The sequence below is a fragment of the Pseudomonas tructae genome (assembly GCF_004214895.1).
GTDB lineage: Bacteria > Pseudomonadota > Gammaproteobacteria > Pseudomonadales > Pseudomonadaceae > Aquipseudomonas > Aquipseudomonas tructae.
The window spans coordinates 632797-648880 of sequence record NZ_CP035952.1; the positions used below are offsets into that span (position 1 = coordinate 632797).

Sequence of the window (16084 nt, forward strand, 5' to 3'; positions counted from 1 at the left end):
CGCTGGGCATTATAAGCATTTTTCAACTCGCCGCGTTATGCGCGCGGCTGCAAGGAAAAAACCAATGCTTGGACGCTTGGGCAAGGATGCCGGTTCACTCCTGGGGATAGAAATCGCCTCGCCGTCCATCAGGCTGGTGCAGTTGCTCCGTCGCAAAGATGCCTGGTGTGTGCAGGCCTGGGCGATCGAGGCGCTGCCAGCGGGAGCCATGCTCGACGGCTGGATTGCTGACGCTGAGGCCGTCGGTCAGGCCTTGAAGCGTGCGCTGAAACGCAGTGGCAGCCGCTGTCGCCTGGCCGCCGTGGGATTGCCGGCGAGCCGTGCTATCAACAAGCAGTTGGCGCTGCCGGCAGGCCTGATTGATGCCGAAGTAGCTGCCAGCGTGCGTGATGCCGCCGAGCAGTTCATCCCCTTCGATCTCGAAGACATCGCGCTGGACTACAAGGTGCTGGAGCCGGCTACCGGCGCTGCAGCGGGTACCCAGGTGGCGGTTGTGGCCTGTCATCGCGGCGTGCTGGATGCGCTGGAGGCCGCTTTCGAAGTCGCCGGGCTGAGCGCAAGGGTGCTGGAGGTCGATAGCCAGGCTTTACAGCGAGCAACCACGGGCGATGTGGCAATGCCGCAGGTCGACGAGGCGCTGGCCTCTTCCTTGACCGTCGCCTGTGGCCTGGCCATGGGTGGCGGGCGGCTGAACCTGCTGCCATGGCGTGAACGGCGCGACCAACTGCGTATTCGAAGGTTTCAGGTTGGTTGTGCGAGTGTTGTGCTGCTGGCGGCTGTTGTCACCTGGTGGGTCGACCGGCATGCTCGCAGTGCATTACACGAGCAGGCACACAGCCTGGCTGCGATAAAGGACGTGACTGGGCAGCCTGAGGCCTTGATGCGTGAACTGCTTGAGTTGGAAAGCTTGCAGGCTGGCCGCTATTTCGTCGTGGAGATACTCGAGCAGCTTGATCTGGCCCTGCCGGACAGCGTGTATTTCACCGCCTTTGACCAGGAATCGACCGCGCTGAAGCTCATCGGGATGGCACCGTCCGCCTCTGCGGTGGCACAACTGGCAGCCGGCCTTTCGTCTTCTGCTTTGGTTGGTGCTGCAACATTGCAGCGCATGAGCGCACTCGAGCACGGCTATGAATTCGAGTTGCAGGTAACCCTGGAGACTGTGCCGTGAACGGCTGGAATCTTATTGCCAGAGGCGCCTGGCCCTTGCAGGTCACGGCACTGATGGTGTTGCTGGCATTGCTGATGGGCTTGGCCTACCCCCTGCAATTGCGGCCACTGCTGATGCAGGCCGGTCAGGGCGCCGATCACTTGTCGCTGGAGGGCGCTGCAACCTTGCACAATCGTTTGCCCCAGGCGCGCTGGCAGTTGTGGGGTGGGGCTGACGAACCCGAGGTGTTCGAAACTCTGTCCCGACTGGCTGAGGCCCATGCAGTGGCCATCGAGCAGTTACAGCTGCTCGACGCGGTGCCCACGGAGTATTACCAGAGGCTGCCCCTTCAGTTGCATCTGCGTGGGACCTTTGCGGCCCTGGTTGGATTTTTTGCTGATCTGGCCGGCCAGCCGCAGTTGGTCACCGTGCACGGACTTTCGTTCAAACCGACCGATGCGGGACTGATTCTGGTGGAGCTGCAAGCCAGGTCCTACCGCCCTCATGCAATGCATGCCCTGGCGCAGGGCCCGCCACCAGAGCCTGCCGAGCGACGGATTGTTGCCGCGCTGCGTAATCCTTTCGTGCCAGGCGCACCGCAGGCATCTGTCGATGTGCTGCAACGTCTGGCGCTGGAGCAGTTCGAGATGGTCGGCAGCCTTGCCAGTGGTGGGACTTACTACGCACTGGTTCAGGCGCAAGGCCGGGTGCATCGGCTGCAGGTCGGCGATGGGTTGGGGCGTGATCAGGGCCAGGTTATCGAGATCAGTGAGCGGCAGCTCGCAGTCGTCGAGCAGGTTTTTGTTGCCGGCCACGGCTGGCAAGCGCGGCGGCGAACACTCGCACTGCGTTGAAGGTGCTGACCAGGGAGGTCATCGATGGGCAAGGGAGCTGTCATTGCAGTGTTGTTGTGGGGTTGTCTGTCTGCAGGTGCTGTTGCCGGCAAGCAGTTGTACGGTGGCGAGCCGTTGTCGTTGAACTTTCAGGATGTCGAAGTGCGCACAGTGCTGCAGGTGCTGGCGGACCTTTCCGGCTTCAACCTGGTGGCCAGTGACGCGGTGCAGGGCACCGTGACCCTGCGCCTGGAGGATGTGCCCTGGGATCAGGCCCTGGATCTGGTGCTGCGCAGCAAGGGTCTGGAGCAGCGCAAGGACGGTAATGTGTTGCTGGTCGCACCGCTTGCCGAAATGGCTGGAGCAGTACCGTCGCGGCGTGCACTGATTCCGATCCATCACGCCAGGGCCGCTGATATTGCCGAGCTCTTTCATACCCTGATGGCCCACGACGCGGGTGGGGCCAGCCATGGCTCGCTGAGTGTCGACGAGCGCACCAATACACTGGTCGCCAGCCAGTCGCCGGAACGTTTGGAAGAGCTGCGCAGGCTGATCGGTGAGCTGGATGTGCCGGTGCGTCAGGTCATGATCGAGGCGCGCATCGTTGAGGCCAATGTCGATTTCGAGAAGGCCCTGGGGGTACGCTGGGGTGGGGCGGTGCAGTTGGGCAAGGGACTGAGCCTGGGCAGTGGCGATACCTTCGTCGACCTCGGAGTCGATCGGGCGGCGGCCAGCATCGGCGTGGGCCTGGTGCGCAACAACGTGCTGCTCGATCTGGAGCTCAGTGCCATGGAAAAGACCGGCAATGGCGAGATTATCTCCCAGCCCAAGGTGGTCACCGCCGACAAGGAAACCGCACGGATCCTCAAGGGTACCGAGGTGCCTTACCAGGAAACCAGTGGTAGCGGTGCCACATCCGTGACGTTCCGCGAAGCATCGCTGTCTCTGGAAGTCACTCCGCAAATCACGCCGGACAACCGGGTGATCATGGCGGTTAAGGTGACCAAGGATGAGCCGGACTATCTCAATGCCCTGGAGCATGTGCCGGCGATCCGCAAGAACGAGGTCAATGCCAAGGTGAGCATTGAAGATGGACAGACCATCGTTATCGGCGGCGTGTACTCGACGGTGCAAAGTAAAGTTGTCGACAAGGTGCCATTTTTCGGCGATGTGCCGTATGTTGGGCGGCTGTTTCGTCGCGATGTTCTACAAGAGAAAAAATCCGAGCTGCTGGTCTTCCTGACTCCGCGTATCATGAGTGACCAGGCGATTGCTGTGAGTCGTTGATTCTGTGCGAAATTTGATACTTGTGGGGCCCATGGGTGCAGGCAAAAGCACCATCGGCCGCCTGCTGGCCAAAGAGCTGCGCCTGCCGTTCAAGGATTCCGACAAGGAAATTGAATTGCGCACGGGCGCCAATATCCCGTGGATCTTCGATAAGGAAGGCGAGCCGGGCTTTCGTGACCGCGAGCAGGCGATGATCGCCGAGCTGTGCGCGTTCGATGGCTTGGTTTTGGCTACCGGTGGCGGCGCGGTGATGCGCGATGCCAATCGCCAGGCTTTGTATGCCGGCGGGCGCGTGGTGTACCTGCACGCCTCGGTCGAGCAGCAGGTCGGGCGAACCTCGCGCGACCGCAACCGGCCGCTGCTGCGCACGGCCAATCCGGAGGCGACCTTGCGGGCGCTGCTGGAGGTTCGTGACCCGCTGTACCGTGAGATTGCCGATCTGGTGGTGGAAACCGACGAACGGCCACCGCGGATGGTGGTGCTGGATATTCTCGAACGCTTGCAGAAGTTGCCGCCCCGTTAAGCCAGGACTATCCTCGGCGACCAGTCATGCCGTGACAGGGCACACCGTTATCGCGCGGCTCGAACCATCGATGCCGCGCTTAGTTCATTGTGGGGATACATGCAGACACTAAAGGTCGAATTGGGCGAACGCAGCTACCCGATCTACATTGGCGAAGGCCTGCTGGATCAACCGGAACTGCTGGCGCCGCATATCGCTGGCCGGCAGGTCGCCATCGTGTCCAACGAGACTGTCGCGCCCCTCTATCTTGAACGCCTGAGCAAGACCCTGGGTGCCTATTCGGTGCTGCCAGTGGTGTTGCCAGATGGTGAAGCGCACAAGAACTGGGAAACCCTGCAACTGATCTTCGATGCGCTGCTGACTGCCCGTCACGATCGCCGCACGACCGTCGTCGCCCTTGGCGGCGGAGTGATCGGTGACATGGCCGGCTTCGCCGCGGCCTGCTATCAGCGCGGTGTGGACTTCATCCAGGTGCCGACGACCTTGCTGTCTCAGGTCGATTCGTCGGTGGGGGGTAAGACCGGCATCAACCATCCGCTGGGCAAGAACATGGTCGGTGCCTTCTACCAGCCCAATGCGGTGCTGATCGATACCCGCAGCCTCAATACCCTGCCGCCGCGCGAGCTGTCGGCGGGCCTGGCCGAGGTGATCAAGTACGGCCTGATCTGTGACGAACCCTTCCTCACCTGGCTCGAAGCGAATATGCAGGCCCTGCGCGGCCTCGACCAGGTAGCACTGACCGAGGCCATCTGCCGTTCCTGCGCAGCCAAGGCTGCCGTGGTGGGTGCCGATGAGCGCGAGTCGGGGGTGCGTGCCACCCTGAACCTGGGCCACACCTTTGGCCACGCCATCGAGACCCACATGGGCTATGGTGTCTGGCTGCACGGTGAGGCCGTTGCGGCCGGCACCGTCATGGCCCTGGAAATGTCCGCGCGCCTGGGCTGGATCAGCCAGCAGGAGCGTGACCGTGGTATCCGTCTGTTCCAGGTCGCAGGCCTGCCGGTGGTGCCGCCAGAGGAAATGACCCCGGCGCAGTTCATGGAGCACATGGCAGTAGATAAAAAGGTACTCGACGGTCGTCTGCGTCTGGTCCTGCTGCGCCGCATGGGCGAAGCGGTGATCACCGACGACTATCCGAAAGAGATTCTTCAGGCCACGTTGGCGGCGGATTACCGCGCAATCGTGGCCCAGCTTTGAGGTTGATGAGCGTCCGATGACTAGTTTGCATGCCGACGAGGCCTTTCTCGGCCATTACCAGTTGAACCATGACCCCTTCGCTGCACGGGTGCCAGGTTTCAAATTTTTCCCCGCCCAGCGCAAGCCGGTGCTGGGCCAACTGCATCACCTGGCCCGTTACAGCCATTTGCTGCTGGTGGTTACCGGCCCGCAGGGCAGCGGCAAGACCTTGCTGCGCCAGGCTCTGGTGGCCAGCACCAACAAGCAGTCGGTGCAGAGCGTGGTGGTTTCCGCCCGTGGCGCCAGCGATGCGGCCGCCGTGCTCGGCCAGGTCGCCCAGTCGCTGGGCGTGGCTCAGCCTGAAGTGCCGGAGATCCTTGCCCAGGTGGTGCAACTGGCATTGACCGGGCAGGAAGTCTATCTGCTGGTTGACGATGCGGAACAACTGGGCGAGTCGGCACTCCAAGCCTTGCTGGAGTTGGCGGCGGGCACCCCGGAAGGACGTCCGCACGTGTTCCTGTTTGGCGAGTCATCGCTGATCGCCGGGCTGGACGAGCTCAATGCCGAGCAGGAGCGCTTCCATGTCATCGAGCTTGAGCCCTACAGCGAAGAAGAAACCCGTGAGTACCTCGAGCAGCGCCTGGAAGGTGCCGGGCGGGGCATCGAGGTGTTTACCAACGAACAGATCGTCGATATTCACCAAAACTCTGACGGCTGGCCTGGGGCAATCAACCAGGTCGCCCGCGATACCTTGATCGAAGCCATGATCGCCAGCCGGACCACGGCGAAGCGACCATCTATGGGGTTCAATATGCCAAAGAAACATGTGCTGGCGCTGTCTGCAGTTGTCGTGGTCGCTGTCGCGGCGGCCGTGCTGATGCCGAAGAAGGGCGATCAGGCGCCAACGGCTCCTGCCGAGCAGGCGCAACTGCCGCTGGGCCAGGGCCAACCGGGCGCCGCCCAGTCAAACAATGGCGGCCCGGCCATCGAATTTGCCGGCAACTCGCAACCGATGCCGTTGCCGCTGGTAGGCCAGTCGCAACCGGTCATGCGTGGCCCGCTGGCTGAATCGACCGGTATGGGCGAAGGCGAAGAGTCTACGCCGGCGGGTGAAACTGCGCTGCAGCCGCCGACCGTTACGACCATTGCACCGCCAGCGGGTGTCGCCGCAGGCCCGGCGCCAGCACCTGCACAGCCTGTTGCTCCGGTGCAATCGGTTGCACCTGCGCCGCAGCCGGTTGCTCCTGTAGTCAGTAAGCCGGTTGCACCTGTTGCCAAGCCTGCGCCAACCCAGGTTGCAACTGCCAAGCCTGCACCCAAGCCTGCCGAGAAGCCGGCAGCCAAGCCAGCAGCCGGTGGTACCTGGTATGCCGGACAGAAGCCGGGCAATTATGTCGTGCAAATCCTCGGCACCAGTTCCGAAGCGTCGGCTCAGGCCTACGTGAAGGCTCAAGGTGGCGACTATCGCTACTTCAAGAAAACCCTGCAGGGCAAGCCGCTGTATGTCATCACCTACGGCAACTTCGCCAGCCGTGATGCCGCCCTGGCTGCAATCAAAGCCTTGCCAGCCAAGGTCCAGGCTGGTAAACCTTGGCCACGTACCGTCGCCAGCGTCCAACAAGAACTGGCCTCGACCCGCTGACCTAGCCTGGTGGCACTACCCCCGCCACCTGCTGAGCGACTCCTGAACATCGGTCAAGCCTGCTGCGTACTGCGCGGCAGGCTTTTCTGTCCCAGACTGCCGGCCACAAGCCCATCTTGCAGTCCAGGCTGAAACGCTTCAGACTCAAGCCATGCCGTTACCACGGCGCACGCTTAAAAACATTCAAAAATGCGACATGGATTTGCGACATTTCGTCGTAAATTTGTGGGCTTCCCTGTCGCTGTGCAACAATGGCTCCCCTATTGCCCCCGCAAAGCTGGCATTCGTTCGGCGTGGATGGTAAGTGGTTGTACTAAAAAAAGATTTGCCTTGGTGAGAGGCGAACCTGGTGAGAAAGTGTCTATGAAAACAGGTCTGTACCATCCCGAAGAATTCAAGGATAACTGTGGTTTCGGCCTGATCGCCCATATGACGGGTGAACCCAGCCACCACCTTTTGCAAACGGCCATCCAGGCCCTGACCTGCATGACCCACCGTGGTGGGATCAACGCCGACGGCAAGACCGGCGACGGTTGCGGTCTGCTCATGCAGAAGCCCGATCAGTTTCTGCGCGCCGTGGCCCGCGAACAGTTCGGCAATGAACTGCCCAAGCAGTACGCGGTCGGCATGGTGTTCTTCAATCAGGACAACGCCAAGGCTGAAGCGGCGCGCGACAACATGAACCGCGAGATCCTCGCCGCCGGCCTGCAACTGGTGGGCTGGCGCAAAGTCCCGATCGACACCAGCGTTCTCGGCCGCCTGGCCCTGGAGCGCCTGCCGCAAATCGAGCAGGTGTTCATCGGCGGCGACGGCCTGAGCGATCAGGAATTCGCCATCAAGCTGTTCAGCTCCCGTCGGCGCTCCTCGGTGGCCAACGCCGCCGATACCGAGCACTACATCTGCAGCTTTTCGCACAAGACCATCATCTACAAAGGCCTGATGATGCCGGCGGACCTCACCGCCTTCTATCCGGACCTGAGCGACGAGCGCCTGCAAACCGCGATCTGCGTGTTCCACCAGCGCTTCTCGACCAACACCCTGCCGAAATGGCCGCTGGCGCAGCCGTTCCGCTTCCTCGCCCACAACGGCGAGATCAACACCATCACCGGCAACCGCAACTGGGCTCAGGCCCGTCGCACCAAGTTCGCCAACGACCTGATCCCGGATCTGGAAGAGCTCGGCCCGCTGGTCAACCGCGTCGGCTCCGACTCCTCGAGCATGGACAACATGCTCGAACTGATGGTCACCGGCGGCATCGACCTGTTCCGTGGCGTGCGCATGATCATTCCGCCGGCGTGGCAGAACGTCGAGACCATGGACGCCGACCTGCGTGCCTTCTACGAATACAACTCCATGCACATGGAAGCGTGGGACGGCCCGGCTGGCGTGGTTCTTACCGAAGGTCGGCACGCGGTGTGCCTGCTCGACCGTAACGGTCTGCGTCCGGCGCGCTGGGTCACCACCAAGAACGGCTACATCACCCTGGCGTCGGAAATCGGCGTATGGGATTACAAGCCCGAAGATGTGATCGCCAAGGGCCGTGTCGGACCGGGGCAGATCTTCGCCGTGGACACCGAAACCGGGCAGATCCTCGATACCGATGCCATCGACAACCGCTTGAAGTCGCGCCACCCGTACAAGCGCTGGCTGCGCCAGAATGCCTTGCGCATCCAGGCCGACCTCAGCGACGACCAGGGCGTGGCCAGCTACGATGCTGACCAGCTCAAGCAATACATGAAGATGTTCCAGGTCACCTTCGAAGAGCGCGACCAGGTCCTGCGTCCGCTCGGTGAGCAAGGTCAGGAAGCAGTCGGCTCGATGGGCGATGACACACCGATGGCGATTCTTTCGCAGCGCGTGCGTTCGACCTACGACTACTTCCGCCAGCAGTTCGCCCAGGTCACCAACCCGCCGATCGATCCGCTGCGTGAAGCGATCGTCATGTCGCTGGAGATCTGCCTGGGTGCCGAGCGCAACATCTTCCAGGAATCTCCCGAGCACGCCTCGCGGGTTATCCTCAGCTCGCCGGTGATCTCGCCGGCCAAGTGGCGCTCGCTGATGAACCTCGACCGCCCCGGCTTCGAGCGTCAGCTGATCGACCTCAACTATGCCGAAGGCCTTGGCCTGGAAGCTGCGGTACGCAACATCGCCGACCAGGCTGAAGAAGCGGTGCGCAGCGGCAAGACCCAGCTGGTACTGAGCGACCGTCATATCGCCCCGGGCAAACTGCCGGTGCATGCGTCGCTGGCCGTGGGTGCCGTGCATCACCGCCTGACCGAGCTGGGCCTGCGCTGCGACAGCAACATCCTGGTAGAAACCGCCACTGCCCGCGACCCGCATCACTTCGCCGTACTGATCGGTTTCGGTGCGTCGGCCGTCTATCCGTACCTTGCCTACGAAGTACTGTCCGACCTGATCCGCACTGGCGAAGTGCTCGGTGACCTGGATGAGGTGTTCAAGTACTACCGCAAGGGCATCTCCAAGGGCCTGTTGAAGATCCTCTCGAAGATGGGTATCTCGACCGTGGGTTCTTATCGGGGGGCGCAACTGTTCGAGGCCGTCGGCCTGTCCGAGGAAGTCGTCCAGCTGAGCTTCCGTGGCGTTGCCAGCCGCCTCAAAGGCGCACGTTTCGTCGACATCGAAAACGAGCAGAAGCTGCTCGCCGCCGAAGCCTGGAGCGCGCGCAAGCCGATCCAGCAGGGTGGCTTGCTGAAATTCGTCCACGGTGGCGAATACCACGCCTACAACCCGGATGTGGTCAACACCCTGCAGGCCGCCGTGCAGCAGGGCGACTATGCCAAGTTCAAGGAATACACTGCGCTGGTCGACAAGCGCCCGGTGTCGATGATCCGCGACCTGCTCAAGGTGAAAACCCTGGAGCAGCCGCTGGAGCTGAGCGAGATCGAACCGCTGGAAGCCATCCTCAAGCGTTTCGACTCCGCCGGTATCTCCCTCGGCGCGCTGTCACCGGAAGCTCACGAAGCCCTGGCCGAGGCGATGAACCGCCTGGGCGCGCGCTCCAACTCCGGTGAGGGCGGTGAAGATCCGGCCCGCTATGGCACTATCAAGAGCTCGAAAATCAAACAGGTGGCTACCGGCCGCTTTGGCGTTACCCCCGAGTACCTGGTCAACGCCGAAGTGCTGCAGATCAAGGTGGCCCAGGGCGCCAAGCCCGGTGAAGGCGGGCAACTGCCTGGCGGCAAGGTCAACGGCCTGATCGCCCGGCTGCGCTATGCCGTGCCTGGCGTGACGCTGATCTCGCCACCGCCGCACCATGACATCTACTCGATCGAAGACCTCTCGCAGCTGATCTTCGACCTCAAGCAGGTCAACCCGCAGGCGCTGGTCTCGGTCAAGCTGGTGGCAGAAGCGGGTGTCGGCACCATCGCCGCCGGTGTGGCCAAGGCCTATGCTGACCTGATCACCATCTCCGGCTACGACGGTGGTACTGGCGCTTCGCCGCTGACCTCGATCAAGTACGCCGGCGCGCCGTGGGAGCTGGGCCTGGCTGAAACCCATCAGACCCTGCGCGGCAACGATTTGCGCGGCAAGGTCCGGGTACAGACCGACGGCGGCCTGAAAACCGGCCTGGACGTAATCAAGGCGGCGATCCTCGGCGCCGAAAGCTTTGGCTTCGGCACCGCACCGATGATCGCCCTGGGCTGCAAGTACTTGCGTATCTGTCACCTGAACAACTGCGCCACCGGCGTTGCCACCCAGAACGACAAGCTGCGCAAGGATCACTACATCGGCACCGTCGACATGGTGGTGAACTTTTTCACTTACGTCGCCGAAGAGACCCGGGAATGGCTGGCCAAGCTGGGCGTGCGCAGCCTCGGCGAGCTGATCGGGCGTACCGACCTGCTGGAAATGCTCCCCGGCGAAACCGAGAAGCAGAAGCACCTGGACCTCAGCCCGCTGCTGGGCAGCCCGCACGTACCTGCTGACAAGCCGCAGTTCTGTGAAGTCGAGCGCAACCCCCCGTTCGACAAAGGCGTGCTGGCCGAGAAGATGGTCGACATGGCGCTGCCTGCCATCCGCGATCTGGCGGGCGCCGAGTTCGCCCTGGATATCTGCAACTGCGACCGTTCCATCGGCGCGCGGATATCCGGCGAAATCGCCCGCCTGCACGGCAACCAGGGCATGGCCAAGGCACCGATCACCTTCCGCTTCAAGGGCACTGCAGGGCAGAGCTTCGGGGTGTGGAACGCCGGTGGCCTGAACCTGTACCTCGAAGGTGATGCCAACGACTACGTCGGTAAAGGCATGACCGGTGGCAAGCTGGTGATCGTGCCGCCTGTGGGCAGCCCGTTCGCCACCCAGCACAGCGCCATCATCGGCAACACCTGCCTGTACGGTGCCACTGGCGGCAAGCTGTTCGCCGCAGGTACCGCGGGCGAGCGCTTTGCCGTGCGCAACTCCGGTGCCCACGCAATTGTCGAGGGCACAGGCGATCACTGCTGTGAGTACATGACCGGTGGCTTTGTCTGCGTTCTGGGCAAGACCGGTTACAACTTCGGCTCGGGCATGACCGGTGGTTTTGCCTACGTACTGGACATGGACAACAGCTTCGTCGACAAGCTCAACCATGAACTGGTCGAGATCCAGCGCATCAGCGGCGAGGCCATGGAGGCTTATCGCAGCCACCTGTCGCGCGTGCTGGCTGAATACGTCGAAGAAACCAACAGCGAATGGGGTCGTGAGCTCTGGGAAAACCTGGACGACTACGTGCGGCGCTTCTGGCTGGTCAAGCCCAAGGCGGCCAACCTGAAGAACCTGCTGTCCAGCACCCGTGCCAACCCGCAGTGATATGCGCCTGAAGAGTTTGATGAGGTTTTGAACATGGCTGAACGTCTGAGTAATGACTTCCAGTTCATCGAGGTCGGGCGCAAGGATCCGAAGAAGAAACTGTTGCGTCAACGCAAGAAAGAGTTCGTGGAAATCTACGAACCCTTCAAACCCCAGCAGTCGGCCGAACAGGCCCACCGCTGCCTGGGCTGTGGCAACCCGTACTGCGAGTGGAAATGCCCGGTGCACAACTTCATCCCCAACTGGTTGAAGCTGGTCTCCGAAGGCAACATCCTCGCCGCCGCGGAGCTGTCGCACCAGACCAACACCCTGCCGGAAGTCTGCGGCCGGGTGTGCCCACAGGATCGCCTGTGCGAGGGTGCCTGCACCCTCAACGACGGCTTCGGCGCGGTGACCATCGGTTCGGTGGAGAAGTACATCACCGACACCGCCTTCGCCATGGGCTGGCGCCCGGACATGTCCAAGGTCAAGCCGACCGGCAAGCGTGTTGCCATTATCGGTGCCGGCCCGGCGGGCCTGGGTTGTGCCGACGTGCTGGTGCGCGGCGGGGTAACTCCGGTGGTGTTCGACCGCAACCCGGAAATCGGTGGCCTGCTGACCTTTGGCATCCCCGAGTTCAAGCTGGAAAAGACCGTGCTGAGCAATCGCCGCGAAGTCTTCACTGGCATGGGCATCGAGTTCCGCCTCAATACCGAGGTGGGTAAAGATGTCAGCATGGAACAGCTGCTCGAGGAGTACGACGCGGTGTTCATGGGTATGGGCACCTACACCTACATGAAGGGTGGCTTCCCGGGTGAAGACCTGCCAGGCGTGCACGATGCCCTGGACTTCCTGGTGGCCAACGTCAACCGCAACCTGGGCTTTGAAAAGTCGCCGGAAGATTTCGTCGACATGAAGGGCAAGAAGGTCGTGGTGCTCGGTGGCGGCGACACGGCGATGGACTGCAACCGCACCTCCATCCGCCAGGGCGCCAAGGCCGTGACCTGTGCCTACCGTCGTGACGAGGCGAACATGCCGGGCTCGCGCAAAGAGGTGAAGAACGCCAAGGAAGAAGGGGTGAAGTTCCTCTACAACCGTCAGCCAATTGCGATTGTCGGGGAAGACAAGGTTGAGGGTGTGAAGGTGGTCGAGACCCGTCTCGGCGAGCCCGACGCCCGGGGTCGCCGTAGCCCCGAGCCGATCCCGGGCTCCGAAGAGATCATCCCGGCCGATGCCGTGGTTATCGCCTTCGGCTTCCGTCCAAGCCCGGCGCCGTGGTTCGAGCAGTTCAGCATCCAGACCGACAGCCAGGGCCGCGTGGTGGCACCGGAGAAGAACACCTACAAGCACCAGACCAGCAACCCGAAGATCTTCGCCGGTGGCGACATGGTCCGCGGCTCTGACCTGGTGGTGACGGCGATCTTCGAGGGGCGCAATGCTGCTGAGGGGATTCTGGATTACCTGGAAGTCTGACAAGACTTTTCGCGGGGCAAGCCCGCTCCCACAGGTTCAATGCAATCTCTGTGGGAGCGGGCTTGCCCCGCGATGAATTCAGCAAAATCTATTGACCTGTCACAAGTCGATAGACAAAAGGCACGGTTGATACCGTGCCTTTTACGTTGGGCTCTGAGAAAATGCCCCCACTTTTTTTCCGGATGCCGACATGACTGCCTTGAAGAACGATCGTTTTCTGCGCGCCCTGCTCAAGCAACCCGTAGACGTCACCCCGGTGTGGATGATGCGCCAGGCCGGCCGCTATCTGCCGGAGTACCGCGCCAGCCGTGCCAAGGCCGGCGACTTCATGAGCCTGTGCATGAACCCGCAGTTCGCCTGCGAGGTTACTCTGCAGCCACTGGACCGCTACCCGCTGGATGCCGCGATCCTGTTCTCGGACATCCTCACCATTCCTGATGCCATGGGCCAGGGCCTGTACTTCGAAACCGGCGAAGGCCCACGTTTCAAGAAGGTCATCAGCACCCTGGCCGACATCGAGGCGCTGCCGATCCCCGATCCGCAAAAGGACCTGGGCTATGTCATGGACGCGGTCAGCACCATCCGCCGCGAGCTCAACGGCCGCGTGCCGCTGATCGGCTTCTCCGGCAGCCCCTGGACCCTGGCCACCTATATGGTCGAAGGCGGCTCGTCGAAAGACTTCCGCAAGACCAAGGCCATGCTTTACGACAACCCGCAGGCCATGCACCTGCTGCTCGACAAGCTCGCGCAGTCGGTCATCAGCTACCTCAACGGGCAGATCCTCGCCGGTGCGCAAGCAGTGCAGATCTTCGACACCTGGGGCGGCAACCTGTCGGCGGCGGCATACCAGGAGTTCTCCCTGGCCTACATGCGCAAGATCGTCAGCGGCCTGATCCGCGAGCACGAAGGGCGCAAGGTGCCGGTCATCCTCTTTACCAAGAACGGCGGCCTGTGGCTGGAAAGCATTGCCGACGCTGGCGCTGATGCCCTGGGTCTGGACTGGACCTGCGAGATTGGCGAAGCGCGCCAGCGCGTCGGCAGCAAGGTCGCCCTGCAGGGCAACATGGACCCAACCGTGCTGTATGCCAAGCCAGAGGCCATTCGCGCCGAAGTCGGACGCATCCTCGCCAGCTACGGGCATGGCACCGGTCACGTGTTCAACCTTGGCCATGGCATCACCCCGGAGGTCGATCCGGAGCACGCTGGCGCGTTCATCAACGCCGTGCACGAGCTGTCGGCGCAGTATCACCAGTAAACAGTGCTACACGGTACGGTGGGAACGGGCTTGCCCCGCGATTTGGGGCTATCAGCCCCACCGCATCGCGGGGCAAGTCGAGGCGTCGCACCGCCGCTCCCACAGTCGTTAAGGTTCAATTCAGCCTGCCCGGGTAATCTGGCTCCATCGAAACCCAGACAGGATCTTCACCATGAAAACTCGCTACCTCGCTCTGCTGCTTGCCCCGCTGTTCAGCACCGCTGCCCTGGCCACCGGCTACACCGGCCCTGGCGCCCAGCCGGTGACCACGGTTGCCGCCGCCCACGACGCTGCTGATGACACCCCGGTTGTGTTGCAAGGCTACGTGGTGAAAAAGGTGAACAACGATGACAAGTACGAGTTCAAGGACACCACCGGCACCATCACCGTCGAGATCGACAATGAAGACCTGCCGCCCGTGGCCTTCAACGACAAGACCAAGGTCAAGCTGACCGGTGAAGTCGAGAAGCACCTGATGAGCCGTGAAGTGGATGTTGATCGGGTTGAAGTAATCAACTGATAAAGCATCGCGGGGCAAGCCCGCTCCTACAGGATCTGTGGGAGCGGGCTTGCCCCGCGATTTGCATTTCAGGCCTTGGCCGGCAACCGGCTCAAGTGCAACGCCACCAGCAAAGCCACCAGCAGCAGGCTGCCAATGAACAGCCCGATGCCGTTCCACCCCGCCTGATGCCAGAACACCCCACCCGCAGTCCCCGCCACACTCGACCCTGCGTAGTAACTGAACAGGTACAAGGACGATGCCTGGCCCTTGGCCTTTATCGCCCGGCGGCCAATCCAGCTACTGGCCACCGAATGAGCGCCAAAAAAGCCAAAGGTGAACACCAGCATGCCGACGATAATCACCAGTAACGGACTGAGCAAAGTCATCAGCAAACCGCTGAACATCAGCACAATCGTTGCCCAGAACACCTTGCGTCGACCCAGTTTGTCGGCCAGGGCGCCGATTTGCGCCGAACTGTAGATGCCCGACAGGTACACCACCGACAACAAGCCGACCAGCGCCTGGCTCATGTGATAGGGCTCGGCTAGCAGGCGATAGCCGATGTAGTTGAACAGGGTGACGAATGCGCCCATCAGCAGGAAGGCTTCAAGGAACAGCCACGGCAGGCCGGCATCGCGAAAGTGCAGGGTAAAACCATCGAGCAGGCTGCGCGGGTGCAGCGAGCGCGGGCGGAAGTTGCGTGATTGCGGGAGGATTTTCCAGAACACCGCCGCAGCGATCAGCGCCAGGCCGCCGATCACCAATAGCGCCGTGTGCCAACTGACAAAGTCGATCAGTACCCCGGTAATCAACCGTCCACTCATGCCGCCAATGGCATTGCCACCGATGTACAAGCCCATCGCCAGGCCGATGTGCTGAGGATGGATCTCTTCACTCAGGTAAGTCATGGCCACCGCCGCCAGGCCGCTCAGCGACAGCCCGAGCAGCGCGCGGGACAGCAGCACAGCGTGCCAACTGGGCATCAGTGCGCTGACGATAGTGCACAACGCGGCACAAAACAGGGCGAAAACCATCACCGGCTTGCGCCCGATACGGTCGGAGATCGGCCCGGTGATCAGCAGGCCGAACGCCAGCGTGCCAGTGGAAACCGAGAGGATCAGGCTGCTCTGCGCAGCGCTGATCGAGAACTCCTGGGACAGCAGCGGCATCATCGGCTGCACGCAGTACAGCAAGGCAAAGGTGGCAAAACCGCCGCAGAACAGTGCCAGCACCGTGCGTAAAAAGGCCGGGGTGCCTTTTTCGATCCAGCTTTCGTTGAGGGTGGCGACAATCTCGTCGAGAGGAGCGGGGGGCAGTTCGTGGGTGTGTGGCGCAACAGCAATTTTCACAGGGAACCTCGGTGGGCACTACGGCCTGTCAGGCAGTGAAAAAAGCATATAGCTGGCTAATGATCATTTCCAATATATTGTTCGACCTGTTTAAGAGGTTTTACGA

11 protein-coding genes are annotated in these 16084 nt (G+C 62.0%); 10 read left to right on the forward strand and 1 reads right to left on the reverse strand.

The window, feature by feature from the left end; all coding sequences use genetic code 11:
• Positions 1–64 precede the first annotated feature (64 nt).
• The 10 genes from pilM to EXN22_RS02995 all read left to right on the forward strand — a co-directional run bounded on the left by pilM (position 65) and on the right by EXN22_RS02995 (position 14647).
• On the forward strand, positions 65–1171 hold the full coding sequence (gene pilM, locus EXN22_RS02945; RefSeq protein ID WP_165392179.1) for a pilus assembly protein PilM: 1107 nt from the start codon (positions 65–67) through the stop codon (positions 1169–1171).
• Positions 1168–2004 (forward strand): pilus assembly protein PilP, encoded by an 837-nt coding sequence (locus EXN22_RS02950; RefSeq protein ID WP_130262478.1) that lies wholly within the window; start codon positions 1168–1170, stop codon positions 2002–2004. Before pilM ends, EXN22_RS02950 begins: the two co-directional genes overlap by 4 nt.
• Positions 2005–2028: 24 nt before the next feature.
• Positions 2029–3270, forward strand: coding sequence for a type IV pilus secretin PilQ (locus tag EXN22_RS02955; protein WP_130262480.1), 1242 nt, complete (start codon positions 2029–2031; stop codon positions 3268–3270).
• A 4-nt stretch (positions 3271–3274) separates the two neighbouring features.
• The gene (gene aroK, locus EXN22_RS02960; RefSeq protein ID WP_130262482.1) at positions 3275–3793 is read left to right on the forward strand and encodes a shikimate kinase AroK; all 519 of its coding nucleotides are present in this window, start codon (positions 3275–3277) and stop codon (positions 3791–3793) included.
• A 99-nt stretch (positions 3794–3892) separates the two neighbouring features.
• Complete coding sequence (aroB, locus tag EXN22_RS02965; RefSeq protein ID WP_130262484.1) at positions 3893–4990, forward strand: 3-dehydroquinate synthase; 1098 nt, start codon at positions 3893–3895, stop codon at positions 4988–4990.
• 16 nt (positions 4991–5006) lie between these two features.
• Positions 5007–6611 (forward strand): SPOR domain-containing protein, encoded by a 1605-nt coding sequence (locus EXN22_RS02970; protein ID WP_130262486.1) that lies wholly within the window; start codon positions 5007–5009, stop codon positions 6609–6611.
• Between the two features lie 363 nt (positions 6612–6974).
• Positions 6975–11420, forward strand: coding sequence for a glutamate synthase large subunit (gltB, locus tag EXN22_RS02980; protein WP_130262488.1), 4446 nt, complete (start codon positions 6975–6977; stop codon positions 11418–11420).
• 33 nt (positions 11421–11453) lie between these two features.
• The gene (locus EXN22_RS02985; RefSeq protein WP_130262490.1) at positions 11454–12872 is read left to right on the forward strand and encodes an FAD-dependent oxidoreductase; all 1419 of its coding nucleotides are present in this window, start codon (positions 11454–11456) and stop codon (positions 12870–12872) included.
• Between the two features lie 190 nt (positions 12873–13062).
• The gene (hemE, locus tag EXN22_RS02990) at positions 13063–14127 is read left to right on the forward strand and encodes a uroporphyrinogen decarboxylase (protein WP_130262492.1); all 1065 of its coding nucleotides are present in this window, start codon (positions 13063–13065) and stop codon (positions 14125–14127) included.
• A gap of 172 nt (positions 14128–14299) precedes the next feature.
• Positions 14300–14647, forward strand: a complete 348-nt coding sequence (locus EXN22_RS02995; protein WP_130262494.1) for a YgiW/YdeI family stress tolerance OB fold protein — start codon at positions 14300–14302, stop codon at positions 14645–14647.
• Between the two features lie 68 nt (positions 14648–14715).
• Here EXN22_RS02995 and EXN22_RS03000 read toward each other — a convergent pair whose 3' ends face one another.
• Entirely contained in the window at positions 14716–15972 is a 1257-nt protein-coding gene (locus EXN22_RS03000) for an MFS transporter (RefSeq protein ID WP_407691956.1), read from the reverse strand.
• Positions 15973–16084: the final 112 nt, after the last annotated feature.

Bases quoted from the DNA above. Each gene is read 5' to 3' on its own strand.
- hemE (WP_130262492.1), top strand. From the start codon at position 13,063: ATGACTGCCTTGAAGAACGATCGTTTTCTGCGCGCCCTGCTCAAGCAA.
- EXN22_RS02985 (WP_130262490.1), top strand. From the start codon at position 11,454: ATGGCTGAACGTCTGAGTAATGACTTCCAGTTCATCGAGGTCGGGCGC.
- pilM (WP_165392179.1), top strand. From the start codon at position 65: ATGCTTGGACGCTTGGGCAAGGATGCCGGTTCACTCCTGGGGATAGAA.
- gltB (WP_130262488.1), top strand. From the start codon at position 6,975: ATGAAAACAGGTCTGTACCATCCCGAAGAATTCAAGGATAACTGTGGT.
- EXN22_RS02955 (WP_130262480.1), top strand. From the start codon at position 2,029: ATGGGCAAGGGAGCTGTCATTGCAGTGTTGTTGTGGGGTTGTCTGTCT.
- EXN22_RS02970 (WP_130262486.1), top strand. From the start codon at position 5,007: ATGACTAGTTTGCATGCCGACGAGGCCTTTCTCGGCCATTACCAGTTG.
- aroB (WP_130262484.1), top strand. From the start codon at position 3,893: ATGCAGACACTAAAGGTCGAATTGGGCGAACGCAGCTACCCGATCTAC.
- EXN22_RS02995 (WP_130262494.1), top strand. From the start codon at position 14,300: ATGAAAACTCGCTACCTCGCTCTGCTGCTTGCCCCGCTGTTCAGCACC.